Source organism: Actinopolymorpha cephalotaxi (assembly GCF_013408535.1).
Classification (GTDB): domain Bacteria; phylum Actinomycetota; class Actinomycetes; order Propionibacteriales; family Actinopolymorphaceae; genus Actinopolymorpha; species Actinopolymorpha cephalotaxi.
The window spans coordinates 5,113,784-5,127,278 of the sequence record NZ_JACBZA010000001.1 but is presented as its reverse complement, the minus strand read 5'-3'; the positions used below and the strand labels follow the sequence as shown (position 1 = coordinate 5,127,278).

The 13,495-nt window shown below is 69.4% G+C and carries 14 protein-coding genes and 1 tRNA gene; 9 read left to right on the top strand and 6 right to left on the bottom strand.

Features of this window, described 5'->3' with window-relative positions; genetic code table 11:
* Position 1: 1 nt before the first annotated feature.
* Together FHR37_RS22765 and FHR37_RS22760 are read right to left on the bottom strand one after the other, a co-directional pair.
* Positions 2-580 (bottom strand): SRPBCC domain-containing protein, encoded by a 579-nt coding sequence (locus FHR37_RS22765; protein ID WP_092882136.1) that lies wholly within the window; start codon positions 578-580, stop codon positions 2-4.
* Positions 577-1,206 (bottom strand): TetR/AcrR family transcriptional regulator, encoded by a 630-nt coding sequence (locus FHR37_RS22760; protein WP_092882138.1) that lies wholly within the window; start codon positions 1,204-1,206, stop codon positions 577-579. Before FHR37_RS22760 ends, FHR37_RS22765 begins: the two co-directional genes overlap by 4 nt.
* Positions 1,207-1,372: 166 nt before the next feature.
* Here FHR37_RS22760 and tmk point away from each other — a divergent pair, with 166 nt between their 5' ends.
* The 4 genes from tmk to FHR37_RS22740 all read left to right on the top strand — a co-directional run bounded on the left by tmk (position 1,373) and on the right by FHR37_RS22740 (position 6,750).
* A complete protein-coding gene (gene tmk / locus FHR37_RS22755) occupies positions 1,373-3,625 on the top strand; it encodes a dTMP kinase (protein WP_237768639.1) in 2,253 nt (750 codons plus the stop codon).
* A gap of 71 nt (positions 3,626-3,696) precedes the next feature.
* Positions 3,697-4,878 carry a DNA polymerase III subunit delta' gene (locus tag FHR37_RS22750; protein WP_092882454.1) on the top strand — a complete coding sequence of 394 codons (1,182 nt, stop codon included), beginning with the start codon at positions 3,697-3,699 and terminating at the stop codon, positions 4,876-4,878.
* A gap of 134 nt (positions 4,879-5,012) precedes the next feature.
* Entirely contained in the window at positions 5,013-6,623 is a 1,611-nt protein-coding gene (locus FHR37_RS22745; RefSeq protein ID WP_237768640.1) for an alpha/beta hydrolase, read from the top strand.
* A gap of 53 nt (positions 6,624-6,676) precedes the next feature.
* Positions 6,677-6,750, top strand: a tRNA-Thr gene (locus FHR37_RS22740).
* 29 nt (positions 6,751-6,779) lie between these two features.
* Here the strand turns inward: FHR37_RS22740 and FHR37_RS32670 are convergent.
* Entirely contained in the window at positions 6,780-7,049 is a 270-nt protein-coding gene (locus tag FHR37_RS32670; RefSeq protein ID WP_269086066.1) for a tyrosine-type recombinase/integrase, read from the bottom strand.
* A gap of 36 nt (positions 7,050-7,085) precedes the next feature.
* On the opposite strand from FHR37_RS32670, the gene FHR37_RS32665 reads away from it, so the two are divergent.
* Both FHR37_RS32665 and FHR37_RS22725 read left to right on the top strand, forming a co-directional pair.
* Positions 7,086-7,682 carry an NUDIX hydrolase gene (locus tag FHR37_RS32665; protein ID WP_269091215.1) on the top strand — a complete coding sequence of 199 codons (597 nt, stop codon included), beginning with the start codon at positions 7,086-7,088 and terminating at the stop codon, positions 7,680-7,682.
* A 72-nt stretch (positions 7,683-7,754) separates the two neighbouring features.
* Positions 7,755-8,318, top strand: coding sequence for a hypothetical protein (locus FHR37_RS22725; RefSeq protein WP_139238847.1), 564 nt, complete (start codon positions 7,755-7,757; stop codon positions 8,316-8,318).
* Positions 8,319-8,558: 240 nt separating this feature from the next.
* Here FHR37_RS22725 and FHR37_RS22720 read toward each other — a convergent pair whose 3' ends face one another.
* The 3 genes from FHR37_RS22720 to FHR37_RS22710 form a co-directional block, all read right to left on the bottom strand.
* Entirely contained in the window at positions 8,559-9,512 is a 954-nt protein-coding gene (locus FHR37_RS22720) for a hypothetical protein (protein WP_092882144.1), read from the bottom strand.
* On the bottom strand, positions 9,509-10,114 hold the full coding sequence (locus FHR37_RS22715; RefSeq protein ID WP_092882147.1) for an RNA polymerase sigma factor: 606 nt from the start codon (positions 10,112-10,114) through the stop codon (positions 9,509-9,511). Before FHR37_RS22715 ends, FHR37_RS22720 begins: the two co-directional genes overlap by 4 nt.
* Before the next feature lie 315 nt (positions 10,115-10,429).
* On the bottom strand, positions 10,430-11,338 hold the full coding sequence (locus FHR37_RS22710; protein ID WP_237768641.1) for a transglutaminase domain-containing protein: 909 nt from the start codon (positions 11,336-11,338) through the stop codon (positions 10,430-10,432).
* 532 nt (positions 11,339-11,870) lie between these two features.
* Between FHR37_RS22710 and FHR37_RS22705 the strand changes: the two genes are divergently transcribed.
* The 3 genes from FHR37_RS22705 (at position 11,871) to FHR37_RS22695 (ending at position 13,416) form a co-directional block, all read left to right on the top strand.
* Positions 11,871-12,377, top strand: a complete 507-nt coding sequence (locus tag FHR37_RS22705; RefSeq protein WP_237768642.1) for a hypothetical protein — start codon at positions 11,871-11,873, stop codon at positions 12,375-12,377.
* Positions 12,378-12,434: 57 nt separating this feature from the next.
* Entirely contained in the window at positions 12,435-12,986 is a 552-nt protein-coding gene (locus FHR37_RS22700; protein ID WP_139238848.1) for a hypothetical protein, read from the top strand.
* Between the two features lie 100 nt (positions 12,987-13,086).
* Positions 13,087-13,416, top strand: a complete 330-nt coding sequence (locus tag FHR37_RS22695) for a hypothetical protein (RefSeq protein WP_092882151.1) — start codon at positions 13,087-13,089, stop codon at positions 13,414-13,416.
* The last annotated feature ends 79 nt before the right edge of the window (positions 13,417-13,495 follow it).

The window sequence follows — 13,495 nt, the reverse complement described above, 5'->3', positions numbered from 1 at the left end:
GTCAGGGGTGACGCGACTCCACCCGGTCGCGCAGGGCGGAGTTCATTGCCCTGAACCCCGACAGCGTGTCCCCGTGCAGCCAGCCCGTCGCGAACGGCACGGCGATGCCCGTGAAGGTCTCCTGCTGCACCACGTGGGTCCGGCCGGGCGCGGTCTGCGTCAGCGTGAAGGAGTGTTCGCCGTCGAAGACGCCGGGGACGGGCAGCCGCCCGATCCAGCGGAGTTCGTGCCCGGGTTCGACGGCGAGCACGGTCGGCTTGAACACCATCGTCTTTCCGCCGATGCGGTGCACGTTGGTCACCTGCTGTCCGACCCGCAGCGGCCCGCTCGCCCGCACGATGAACGGGTTCCACTCCGGGTAGGCCGCCCGGTCGGTGAGCACCGCCCAGACCTGGTCCGGACTGGCGGCGATGTCGACCTCGGCACGCAGGACGACGGGGTGGGCACGTTGCCACACCACGCCGCCGGCCAGCAGAGCCAGCACGGCAAGGAGTACGTACGGCCAACGGCGGCGCCGTCGGCGACCGGCCTCCCGAGGCGCGGGCAAGGCCGGCTTGACAGCCGACTGGTCAACGGTCATGGCGAGGTTGGTCCTTTCGGGCGGAGGTGCGCGCGGAGCGCGGCCTCGACGAGGTGGGCGGCGTACTCCGCGGTGAGCGGGTCGCCGGTGAACAGCAGCCGGTAGTACAGCGGTCCGGCGAGTTGGTCGACGACGACCTCGGGGTCGAAGCCGGGGGAGAGGGCGCCGCGTTCGACCGCCCGGCCGAGCAGCTCCACCGCGGCGCGGCGCCACTGCGCCCAGCGCCCGCGCATGGTGTCGCCGAAGTCCGGGTCGTGCGCCATCGCCGCCATCAGGTCCGCGACCAGGGGCGCTCCCGCGGCGGTCAGGCTGCCCGCGATCCCGGCCGTCAGCCGGGTCAGGTCGGCGACGACGTCGCCTGTCTCGGTCAGGGTGACCTCGTCCTGCATCCGCGAGACGAGGTCGGCGACCAGTCGGGCCTTGGTGGGCCATCGGCGGTAGAGCGTGGTCTTGGCCACTCCGGCCCGCTCGGCGACGGCGTCGATCGACAGACCGGCGTAACCGTGGGCCGCGACGGTCTCCCGGGCCGCGGCCAGGATGCGGCGGTCGACCTCGGCGTCCCGGGGCCGCCCCCGCCTCGGCCGTAGGCCGGCGGATCCCGCGTCGGCCGGTCGTGCGTCGGTCATCGGGCTCGCCGCCTTCCAGGTCAATTACGAAACCCAGGTATCGGAAAAGACTCTACGGCGCCGCCAGCTATTACGCAACGGCGGTATCGAAAAGAGCTGCCTAGCCGTCCGGGCGGCGCATGTCGGCCCCACGGGCAACCGGGGTGGCTTTGGTTAGGCTGACCGCGTGTCTGAGCACGAGCGGTCCACCAGCACGGTCGAGGGCGGAATGTCCGTACCCGCCAACGACATCCGTGGCGTCCTGCGGATCAAGCCGTTCCGCACGCTGTGGATCGCGCTCGGCCTGTCCAGCCTCGGGGACTGGCTCGGCCTGCTCGCCCTCACCGCGATGGCCGGCCAGCTCGCCGCCGGCAACTACCGCGCGGAGAACTTCGCGATCGCCGGCGTTCTGCTGCTGCGGCTGCTGCCCGCGGTGGTGGTCGGCCCGCTCGGCGGCTACATCGCCGACCGGCTGGACCGCCGGTGGACGCTGGTGGTCGGCGACGTCGTGCGGTTCGTACTGTTCGCGTCCATCCCGATCGTCGGCACGCTGTGGTGGCTGTACGTCGCGACCGTGCTGATCGAGGCGGTCAGCCTGATCTGGCTGCCGTCCAAGGACGCCGCCGTCCCCAACCTCGTTCCTCGCGACCGGCTCGCCGTGGCCAACCAGGTCTCCATGGTGACGACCTACGGCTCGGCGCTCCCGGCGGCGCTGCTGTTCACCTTCCTCGCGTTGATCAACAGCTCGCTGGTCCGCACGTTCAACTGGTTCAACGGCGGCTCGGTCGACCTCGCGCTGTACTTCAACGCGCTGACGTTCCTCGTCGGCGCACTCGTCGTCGCCCGGCTGCGCGAGGTCTCCGGCCGGCCGTCCTCGGGTGAGATCACCGAGGAACAGACCAATGTCCTCAAGGCCGTCATCGAGGGCTGGCGGTTCGTCGCGCAGAACCGCCTCATCCGCGGACTGGTGATCGGGGTCGTCGGCGCGTTCGCCGCCGGTGGCGTGGTGATCGGTCTCGGCCGTACGTACGTCACCGACCTCGGCGGCGGCGCCGCAGGTTATGGCGTGCTGTTCGGCGCGCTGTTCACCGGCCTGGCCATCGGCATGGCGCTCGGCCCGCGGTTCCTGGTCGGCCTGTCCCGGCGGCGGATGTTCGGGCTGACGCTCACCGCGGCCGGGGTGTCCCTGATCGCGGTGGCGCTGGTGCAGAATCTCGTGCTGGTGGCGTTCTGCACGGTCCTGCTCGGCGCGTTCGCCGGGATCACCTGGATCACCGGCTACACCCTGCTGGGGCTGGAGGTCGAGGACTCCATCCGCGGCCGCACGTTCGCGTTCGTCCAGTCGCTGACCAAGATCGCGCTGGCCGCGGTGCTCGCGGCCGCACCGGCCATCGCGGGTTCGATCGGCGCGCACGGTGTCGAGCTGCCGGGCAAGGTCACCTTGACGTACAACGGCGCGTCGATCACCTTCCTGCTCGCGGGAATCGCCGCGACGGCGTTCGGGCTGGTGTCGTTCCGGCAGATGGACGACCGGCCCGGGGTGTCGGTGCTGCGCGACGTGCGCGCGGTGTTCAGCGGCCACGACCGCGGCTTCTACGCCGACACCGGGCTGTTCATCGCGTTCGAGGGTGGCGAGGGTGCCGGCAAGTCCACCCAGGCGAAGCGGCTGGCGGGGTGGCTGGAGGACCAGGGCCACACGGTCACCGTCACCCACGAGCCGGGCGCCACCGACATCGGCCGGGAGCTGCGGCAGCTGCTGCTGCACGGGGCGAGCGGCATCTCCCCGCGGACGGAGGCACTGCTGTACGCCGCGGACAAGGCCGAGCACGTCGACTCGATGATCAAGCCCGTGCTCGCGCAGGGGGCGGTCGTGATCACCGACCGGTACGTCGACTCCGCGCTGGCCTACCAGGGCGGCGGACGTGACCTCAGCCAGTCCGACCTCGTACGCCTGTCCCGCTGGGCGACCGGCGGGCTGCGGCCCCACCTGACGGTGCTGCTGGACGTGCCGCCGGAGGCCGGGCTGGCCCGGGGGGACGGCACCCCCGACCGGCTCGAGCGCGAGCCGCTGGAGTTCCACACCCGCGTACGCCAGCAGTTCCTCGACCTGGCTGCGCTCGACCCGGAGCGGTACGCCGTCCTGGACGCGACCCGGCCGGTCGACGAGCTCGCCGCCCAGATCCGGGACGCTGTCCGGCCGTTGCTGGGCGGTGTCGGCGGCGGCGTCGGTGACGAGGCCGGCGGCCCCGGTGGTGCCGGCGGAGCCGATCGTCCGTACGACGGCACGCGGGGGAGCGGGGACGACTCCGCGCCGCCGGACGACGACTTCGGTGCCGGCAACGGCCCCGGTGACGGCCCCGGCGACGGCCGGCAGGGGGATCCGTCCCGGCCCGCGCAGACGGTTCAGCCGCGGCGTCCGAGCGAGGAGGCGCAGGCATGACCCAGGTGCAGCAGGCCGACAGCGGCTCCGGCGAACTCCGCCCCGCCGAGCTCGCTCCCGCCGACGTACCCATGACCGGGGTCTGGGCCGACCTGGTGGGGCAGGAGCCGACCGTCGCCGTCCTTCGGCAGGCGGCAACAGCTGCCGCCGCCTGGCTGGCCGGCGATCGGTCCCCGTCGGCGATGACCCATGCCTGGCTGCTCACCGGGCCGCCGGGTTCGGGACGGTCGAACGCCGCCCGCGCGTTCGCCGCCGCCCTGCAGTGCGAACGGGGTGGTTGTGGGGAGTGCTCGGCGTGCCGGACCGCGCTCACCGGTTCGCATCCCGACGTCACCCTGGTCCGCACCGAACAGCTCAGTCTCCGGGTCGACGAGATCCGCGAGCTGGTCCGCAAGTCGGCGATGTCGCCGGTCGGCCGGCGCTGGCAGGTTCTCGTCGTCGAGGACGCCGACCGGCTCACCGAGCAGGCCGCCGACGCGTTGTTGAAGAGCCTGGAGGAGCCGGCCGAGCGTACGGTCTGGGTGCTGTGTGCACCGACCGTGGAGGACGCCGTACCCACGATCCGTTCTCGTTGCCGGCTGCTGGTTCTGCGTACTCCCCCCACGTCAGCGGTCGCCGAGGTGCTGCAGCGGCGCTACGACGTCGAGCCCGCGGTGGCGATGTTCGCGGCGCGCGCGTCGCAGGGACACATCGGGCGGGCCCGGGCGCTGGCGACGAAGGAGGAGGTGCGCGCCCGGCGGCAGCAGGTGCTCGCGGTGCCGAGCAGCCTGCGTGACCTCACCAGCTGCCTGACCGCGGCCGCGCAACTCGTCGAGCTGGCCTCCACCGAGGCGAAGGAGGCCACCGCCGACCTCGACGGTGCGGAGAAGCTCGAGCTGGAACGCGCGTACGGCGTCAGCGGCAGTGGTGGGCGCGGCCCTCGTCCGCGGCAGCTGCAGACGGCGCAGAAGGACCTGGACGAGCAGCAGAAGGTCCGCGCCAAGCGGCTGCAACGCGACGCCCTCGACCGCGCGCTGCTCGACCTGACGGCGTACTACCGCGACGTGCTCGCGGTAGCCCTCCGTGCCCGGACCGAGCTTGTCAACGAGGAGTTGCGCGGCGACATCGAACGCCGCGCCGCCGCGACCCGGCCCGAACAGGTCATCCGCCAGATCGACGCGATCCTCGCCTGCCGGGAGGCGATCACGGCCAACGTCGCGCCGCTGCTCGCCGCGGAGGCGATGACCATCGCCCTGTGGCACACCCCCGGCTGAGGCCCGGGGGGGCGGCCGGCCGGGGCCGGGCGGACGTCCGGCCGGCATACGGCCACCTGTGGAAGACGGGACGGGCGGCCTGGCGGGATCTCGTAGGGTTGCCGGAGGAACGAACGCCGAAGGGTGGACGACGGGTGCGACAAAAGAGCGCAAAGCAGCTCTTCGCGGCGCTGACGGTGCTGGTGCTGATGGTGGCGACCGGCTGCGCGCTCGCGCCCCGCGCCAGTGACTCGGCCGGGCAGACGCAGGACCGCGGCAGCAGCTCCGGATCGGCGACCTCGCCCGACACCGCCGCCCCCGGCGAGCCGGCGCCGATGCCTTCCGGCGTGGCGGCCGGCCTGCGGCCCTACTACGAGCAGAAGCTGCAGTGGGTGAAGTGCACCAGCGGGGCGTCGTTCCAGTGCGCTGCGCTTCGGGTGCCGCTCGACTACCGCCAACCCGAGGGGAAGTCGATCGAGCTGGCGGTGTTGCGGCTGCCCGCGAGGGACCGCGCGAAGCGGCTGGGTTCACTCGTCATCAACCCCGGCGGCCCGGGCGGGTCCGGAGTCGAGTACGCCGCCGCGGCGCCCTGGGTGGTGAGCAAGCCAGTCATCGCCCGCTACGACATCGTGGGCTTCGACCCGCGCGGGGTCGGCAAGAGCGCGCCGGTCGACTGCCTGACCGACAAGCAGATGGACCGCTACCTCGCCATCGACGGATCGCCGGACAGCGCCGCGGAGCAGACCGACCTGATGAAGGAGGCGCGCTTCTTCGCCAACGGCTGCAAGGCGCGCAGCGGCGCGGTGCTCGGGCATGTTTCCACCGTGGACGCCGCGCGTGACATGGACGTGCTGCGCAGCGCGCTCGGCGACGAGAAACTCACCTACCTCGGCAAGTCCTACGGCACCTTCCTCGGTGCGACGTACGCCGGGCTGTTCCCCCAGCGCGCCGGGCGGCTCGTCCTCGACGGAGCGATCGACCCGACGCTCAGCGCACGCGCCCTCGGCCTGGAGCAGGCGAAGGGCTTCGAGGTGGCGCTGCGCGCCTTCATCAAGGACTGCGTGAGCCGCAAGGACTGCCCGCTGGGCTCGTCCGAGTCCGAGGCCTACCGCACCATCGACGACTTCCTCGCCAAGACCGACAAGGCTCCGCTGAAGACCAACGACGGCTCCCGCAAGCTCACGCAGTCGCTGGCGATCACCGGGATCATCATGCCGCTGTACGTGAAGGAGTACTGGCCGCGGCTGCGGACGGCGATGCGGTCCGCGCTGGCGGGCGACGGCAGCAGGCTGCTCGCGCTGGCCGACGAGTACGTCGAGCGCAACCCCGACGGCAGCTACCGGAACAACTCCGGCGAGGCGATCGTCGCGGTCAACTGCCTCGACCGGCCCGACCTGAAGTCCGTGGCCCAGGCGAAGGCCGAGGAGCCGGCGTTCGAGAAGGCCTCGCCGCGGTTCGGCAGCTACATCCTGTGGGGCTCGCTGAGCTGCGCCGCGTGGCCGTTCAAGCCGACCGGCCGGCCCGGGCCGATCCACGCCAAGGGCGCGCCCCCGATCCTGGTGGTCGGCACGACCCGGGACCCGGCGACGCCGTACGACTGGGCGGTCCGGCTGGCCAAGCAGCTCGACTCCGGAGTGTTGCTGACCCGGGACGGAGACGGACATACCGGGTACATGCAGGGCAACGCGTGCATCGACCGGCTGGTCGACCGGTTCCTGATCGACGGCAAGCCGCCGCGCTCGGGCACCGAGTGCCCGGAGGGGTGACGACTCCGGCCGAGGCGCCCGGTATGCTCATCCCTCGTGTCTTCGAGACACTTGCCGCCTTAGCTCAGTCGGCCAGAGCGACGCACTCGTAATGCGTAGGTCGTGGGTTCGATTCCCACAGGCGGCTCCCACCAAAGCCCCAGGCCAGCCCCATGATCACTGCCCTGGGGCTTCTTCGTCCCCGCCAGAAGTCGCGGGAAATGCCCCTGAGATGCCCCCGACCTTCCCGGCGGCGGTCCACAGGTCGACGTCCAGCAGGTGCCCGTACAGGTCCATCGTCATCGACGCGGTGGTATGCCCCAGCACCCGCTGGACCACCTTCGGATCGGCTCCCTGGGCCAGCCAGATCGAGGCCGCGGTGTGCCGCAGGTCGTGGACCCGAAGTGTCGGTGCACCCACTGATGCGGCTGCCCGGCGCCAGCCCACCGAGCGCTTCCAGTCGAGGTCGACCAGGCCGGCGCACTGTGCGCCAGCTGCGCACCCATCCCGACCCCTCGACCGTCCCGCCGACGAACCACGGCCAAGCAGACGACCGCGAAGACGACGACCAGGCGCGGACCACGACTCAGAAGTCCGCCGCACCGAAGTCGGCCGTGCGGGGGCGGCGCTGACGGCCTCCCGCGGGATGGACCCGCCCCGCTCCACTCCGTCAGCGTCGCGGCCGCCGTCCTCGACCCACAAGGACGGGTCCTGGCCATCCGGCGCCGCGACAACAGTCACTGGGAACCACCCGGCGGCGTCCTCGAGCTCGGCGAGTCCATCTACGACGGCCTCCGCCGGGAGGTCGAAGAGGAGACCGGGCTCCACGTCGAGCCCGACGCACTCACTGGCGTCTACAAGAACATGAACCGCGGAATCGTCGCCCTCGTCTTCCGTTGCCACCTCGCTGGCGGAACCGAGCAGACCAGCGTCGAGACCGACCGCGTCGCCTGGCTCACCCGGGACCAGGTCCGCGACCGCGAGAGAGAGGCCTACTCCATCCGACTTCTCGATGCCCTCCCCACAGACGAGCCCCGCCCCGCCATCCGCAGCCACGACGGAGAACACCTCACACCCTGACCAAGGGTGTTACGTCCTAGCCGCTCGGCGCTGGCCCAAGTCTCGTGCACCGGTCGGCTGTACATTGCGCTCGTGTCCCGTACACGCACGCTCATCGTCGGTGCGGCAACCGTCACGGTCGCTGTCCTGGTCTCTGCCTGCGGCCCACCAGTGACTGGAACCATAGGTGTCGGGGTAGACGCCGCTGGAAGGCCCGTCGCCTACCTGCGCGTGTGTCCCGGCGAACACATGGACCTGGCCCGCTTGGACGCCGAGCCCCTCAGAGACAGCACCCCGCGCGTCGCCGCATGGGACGCGCGGACTGCGGTAACCGGCTCAACGTCGTGGTCGTTCGACCGGCCCGATCACGGCTGGGTCGCCAAAAGGCCCGCGCCGCAGCTGAAACCAGGTGTCATCTACAACCTCTCAGCGGGAGCTGAGGACGGCTCAGGGACAAGCAGCTACGTCACCTTCACCACCGAGGACCTGCAAGCGATAAGGCCGGGACAGGTGCGCATCTACGACACCACCCGCGAGGTACCGGCGGCCGAACCCACCGGCAGCCTAGAACAACAAGACCGCGACGAGAACAACAACTTCATGCGCGTTGTAAGCCAGCACCAATTCGCGCAAGCCTCGCTGATGTGCGACCCCTAGAGACCTGTCGCGCATCACCCAACGGAGAAGAGGGCCCAGCAGTCTTGTGATCCGACAGTTGATCTGCGACACATTTCCGTCAGCTGATGTGCGACGGCCTAAAAGCCTGCAGGCGGCCTGACGAACCGCCAACGCACGGATCTGCCGAATTGAGGACGTCCGCTCATCCGGATCATGCCGGTGATCTTGCGCATGCCGCTGGGCGGGCACGCTTGTCCCTGCGCCCGCCCATTGTCGTGGTCAGGGACGGTACGTGACGCCTTCTGCTACCTCAATGACCTGGTGACGAGTGAGAGCTGCCGGGGCCTGAAGTGAGAACGGCTGCCCACTGGATGTGCGTGCTTCGAGGATCCAGTCCGAGTCGGCCCCTTCGGCTGCCTGGCGACCGAGCTGTGCCCGGGCTCCGTTGATCGTCACGGTCTCTACGTCGTGGGCGGCGTAGCCAGACAGGTCCCTGTCCAACCGGTCGACCAGGGACACCGTCAGCTCCTTGGCGCCACCGTCATCGGGCGCCGCGAGGGTCAGGATCCGGTCCTCCTTGTAGGCCACGACGGACCAGCCCTTGGGGGCGACGCTGAGGGTGAGGTCGACTTGCTGCGGCTGGTCTTTCATAGATTCGGCGATCGTTTCGATCTGACCGGCGTCGGCGTAGCTGCCCGTCCCGGTCACGGCAGTCCAGTCGTGGTCGCCTCGCCAGACGACGGTGACTGCGGGAGCGCTGTCAAGTGTCCCGTTGTGGACGGTGCGGTGCACGACACTCGCCTTGTGGCCGTCGATGTCGGTCGTGGGCGCGTTGTCGGGCACGGCCCAGAAGTCCTCGTCGTCGACACCGGTCACGATGCTGACGCTGTTGAGCGCCGACCCATACCGGGCGGCCATGAAGTTGGCGTCCTGTTCGAACACCGGCTCGCCCAAGCCGCTTGGTAGCACTGCCGGGGTGAGTGGGAAGGTCATCGGGTCAACCGTGGCGAGCGCAACCGAGCCGCCCGAGCCGATGAGCGCCGGGGTGACCGCGAGGCCGACCGCAGCAGCAGCCGCGGCGGCCAGGATGGGCAGCCGGCGGCGAGGACGAGTCCTGCTGCCAGCAGCGTCCGTCATCGCCGCGTCAAGGCGTGCACGGGCGGCGGCCAGCGCGGTGGCCGAGAGTTGAGTCGGCTTCGGGCCGAAGCGGTCGAGAAGGTCAAGGTCGTTCATCGCAGTTCTCCCTGCAGATCGCTGAGGACCGGGCGCAGTTGCTGCCGCGCACGATGGAGGCGGGACCGCACCGTCCCGACAGGAATACCGAGCGCCGCAGCGACCTCGGCTTGGTCGAGCTGACCCCAAGCCAGCATCAGAAGCACCTCGCGGTCGGCCGGCTTCAGCGCGCCCAGGGCCATGGCCAGCCGTGGCCTTACGGCCGCCGCATCGGCCGCCGCCATTGCCTCCGGCGACGAGTCCGCCGTGACGATCGCCAACGGCACTCGCGCGAGGGCTCGATAGCGTGCCGCCTCGGCGCGGTGATGTCGGCGTACGAGGTTGGCGGCGATTCCATAGAGCCATGGCCGCGCGTCGGCTAGCTCAGCCCGGTACGAAGCTCGCCGCTCGAACGCAGTCACGAAGAGTTCGCCGAGAAGGTCGTCAGCCAAGTCGCCCAGCCGCCGACTCAGGAACCGATGTAGCTCGCGGGCATGCCGCTCGAAAAGCTCACCAAACGCCTCGGGCTGCTCAACGGACACTCGGATCAGCGAGTTGTCGTCCACGTTCGTGTACAGCGCGCGCTCCAGGGGCGGACTCAGGGCGTGAGTGTCAAGGCTCATACCTAGTCCATCGCACCTGGGCTGATCGACGTTCACGAAACGCCCGGATGTGCCGCGACCCGCGCCCGGTCGCCCTGCGGGCGGCGCTGGCGCGTCGTCCTCGGGCTCACCGGACGGCACGACGGTGAGGGAGCCGTGGCTGAGGTAGTCGCCGGACCGTCAGGCATTACCCACCTCCTTCGGGTCGGGTCCCTAAGACCGGGGGACCGGCTCGGGGCACAACGGGCAGGCCAGGACCCGCCCGAGCCGCGGAAGCTTACGGCCCCCCGGTCTCCGCGACCCGATGCAGGACACCGACCAAAGCCCGACGCTCCTTTACCATGATCGACTCTGCAGAACCCCGGGTGCGGACAAGCTCTTCGACCGACGGTCTCGTGAAGTGTCCCAGTCGCCGGGGGCGGGCGATTGTCCGTGAGCTGGACCTGGCGAGATTGGCACGGTGAGTGGCGGGTCGCCGTATGGGGAGTACTGGGTCACGGACGTCCCGGGGTGCAGTCGGTTGTCATCGTCGTACCGCTTGCGCAACAGGGCGTCCATCGAACTCGCATCCGCAGGTGGAACGGCGGACTCGACTGCGATCAGCTGGTCGGCTATGTCGTCGATGAGGTTCAGGGTGGCGTCGTCGGGTCCGCCCGGCAAGGTCATGGCACCCCAGCCATCCCACAGCAGCAGTTCGTCGGCGTAGCGGTGGGCAAGTTGCATGAGGACGTAGTTGTGGATGTACCACAGCCCGCCGAACTCCGATTCCGGACCGCCGCCGAACGTGTTCGGGTCCAGGGATCCGGTGCGGCAACCTTTCCAGACCTCGGCCGCCGTGCGGAAGGGAGCATCGGCATCAGCGGGAATGTCGTATGGCGTCGGCAGGAGCTCGGTCGGCTCGGCGATCTCTGGGTCGAACCGCAGCCAGCGCTGGGTCTCCGTGTCGTACGTCTGCACGATCACGTGGTCGTTCTTGTAGTCAGGTCTGTGGTAACCCGCGAAACCGACCAATGAGCGGGCGGGGATTCCGTGCTGACGCAGGACCCCGACGCAGAACAAGGTGTGATCGCGGCAGCAGCCCTGAATCCGTTCGGTGGGCTCGCGAGGCTCCGCAAGTGGTTTCGCATGTCGCTGCTGGTCTACCTCGAGCATGATCGAGAGCCAGCGACTGTTGATGTCGCCTCGGGTGGATGTGGGAAGCTCCAGCCCGAACCCTCCATAGTGCACGATCACGTTGCGGGCCACCGCTGACAGGTTCGGTATGCCGGTGGGCACCATGCCCAGCAGCGCCGCGTGTTTGCCGGGATCGGAGTACGGCGAGTGCCGGCTCCAGTCGTGTGGATCGGTCATCCACCAGACCCTAGGGACTGCGACCGGATCAACGCCAGAAATGTGCGTTGACGGTGAAGGACAGGGAGGCTGACGCCGACACGAACGGCGTGACGCCGTGCCCCTGATGTGCGCCCGAACGGCCATCACCAGCCGGTGATGATCAACCCTCGCCGAGCATCCACCCACGCTCAGGGGCAGCAAGACGAGGTGGTGACCGGCGCACGAGAACCCACTCGTAATGCGTAGGTCGTGGGTTCGATTCCCACAGGCGGCTCCACCCAAATTTGCCTCTGACCCGCGGAAACCCGGTTACCGCACGCCGCTCTCCAGGACCAGCCAGGACGCCGAACAAACCCTCCGACCCTCCTGCGTCCAAACGCGTCCGCGGCGACCCACAAACTGCCATGATCACCGCGTGAGTTCGCCTCGACTGATACCGCCGTGGGTGATCTTCGGTGTCGTCGCGTTGATCGTCGCCGTCACCGCCGCATGGAGCGCTCGGAACAGGCCAGAATCGCCGCCTGACATGCACGAGCGCCGGGCGGTCCAGGAACAGCTCCGCCCCGTCGAGGGCATCAGGCCTGCCCTGCCAGTGACGCTCCCGCGCGGGTACGACTTCGCTCGCTGGTACGAGCACGAGGTCAGCAGCGATGACGCCGACTCGGAGTTCGTGGACGAGATGACCGCCGCGCCGGCGGCCTCCTGGTCTGTCTACTTCTTCCCCACGGATGGACCTCGCGAGGACGGCCTTCCTGTCGTCGTCGTCTGCGTGCAGAAGCCCGGCATCAAAGACGTGCTCTGCGGTGAGCAGAACGACGCGACCCACTTGCGTAGGCAGCTTGGGCAGAACGACGTTCTCATCTCGCGCGTAAGCCGTGGCAGGCGCGACATGACGGCCTGGCGCGACGTTGAACTCACCACCGACCTCAACAAGGTGACCTGGCTGCGCTAGACCTCGGACTGCCCGATTCCGCTTCCGATTGGCTCCTTGGCCTGCCAAGATCCCGCCATGAACCTCATGCGGCCGCCAAGACTGTGGATCTGGATCGGCCTGGCGGCAGTGATCGCAGCTGTGGGGATCGGATGGTCCGCGAACCAGCAGCCTGCAAGAGGTACGCCTTCTGGTCCTGCGGACCGGGACTGGGTACGCGCCAAGATGGCCGAGGGTGGCGACTTCCCGATCGCTCTCCCGGTGAAGCTGCCTCGCGGCTATCAGGCGCCCAGGACCTACGGCCTCACCACCGGTCCCGACAACCAAGTCCTCGCCCGGAACATCTTCTTCGGTCCCACCCCAAGCGGACGTACCAGCGGATTGAAGACAGTGGTCTTGTGTGTCGAGCGAAGTAGCGCTGTTGCCGACCGCGGATGCGAAGGACCAGACAGTAGGAAGGACCCTCCGGGGTCCGGCACCACCGACGCGGACTACCCGCGGCCGATGATCCGTCACGTCGGGGAACTCCTCGTGATGCTCACCTTCGACGACAAAACCGCCGACGACCGCGCAGCCTGGCAGGCCACCGACTACACCACCGACCTCGACAAAGTGACCTGGCTGCACTGAACGTAGACCGCCGAAGCGCCACCGTGTGCCGTTTCAGCTCCAGGGCACCCTCACGGTTGCCATCATCAAGCCGTCGTCCGCACCGTAGAAGGTGAGTGCCTTGAACTTTCCACTCGTCGCCATCGACCGCGGCAACTGGGTCGGTGTCTTCGACTCAGTGGCGGAGTTCACCGGATATGTCGAGTGGGTCGCCGTCCTGGACGACGAGTACCAACTGTGGGATGCCACTGGCCGCAGGCTCCAGTTCCACGCGACCACAGACGGCAGGATTGAGGTCGCGAGCACCCGCAACGTCGAACCCGAAGCACTGCGCAACAGGCTGGCCGGGTACATCAGTGCAGCGACCGCACCGCTGTCGGCGGCGACCGACCTCAACCTCCGCGACCTGTCACTGATCGACTTGATCGAGGCATGCCGGCCACTCGAGTAGTGGCCTCAGCTTGGCCCGGTGCGGTCTCATCACCGGGCGGGACATCCTGCGTTGTCCGTGCTTCCTGGTGGACTGTCCG

Bases quoted from the DNA above. Each gene is read 5' to 3' on its own strand.
- FHR37_RS22765 (WP_092882136.1), bottom strand. From the start codon at position 580: ATGACCGTTGACCAGTCGGCTGTCAAGCCGGCCTTGCCCGCGCCTCGG.
- FHR37_RS22760 (WP_092882138.1), bottom strand. From the start codon at position 1,206: ATGACCGACGCACGACCGGCCGACGCGGGATCCGCCGGCCTACGGCCG.
- FHR37_RS22750 (WP_092882454.1), top strand. From the start codon at position 3,697: ATGACCGGGGTCTGGGCCGACCTGGTGGGGCAGGAGCCGACCGTCGCC.
- FHR37_RS22720 (WP_092882144.1), bottom strand. From the start codon at position 9,512: ATGAACGACCTTGACCTTCTCGACCGCTTCGGCCCGAAGCCGACTCAA.
- FHR37_RS22715 (WP_092882147.1), bottom strand. From the start codon at position 10,114: ATGAGCCTTGACACTCACGCCCTGAGTCCGCCCCTGGAGCGCGCGCTG.
- FHR37_RS22700 (WP_139238848.1), top strand. From the start codon at position 12,435: ATGAACCTCATGCGGCCGCCAAGACTGTGGATCTGGATCGGCCTGGCG.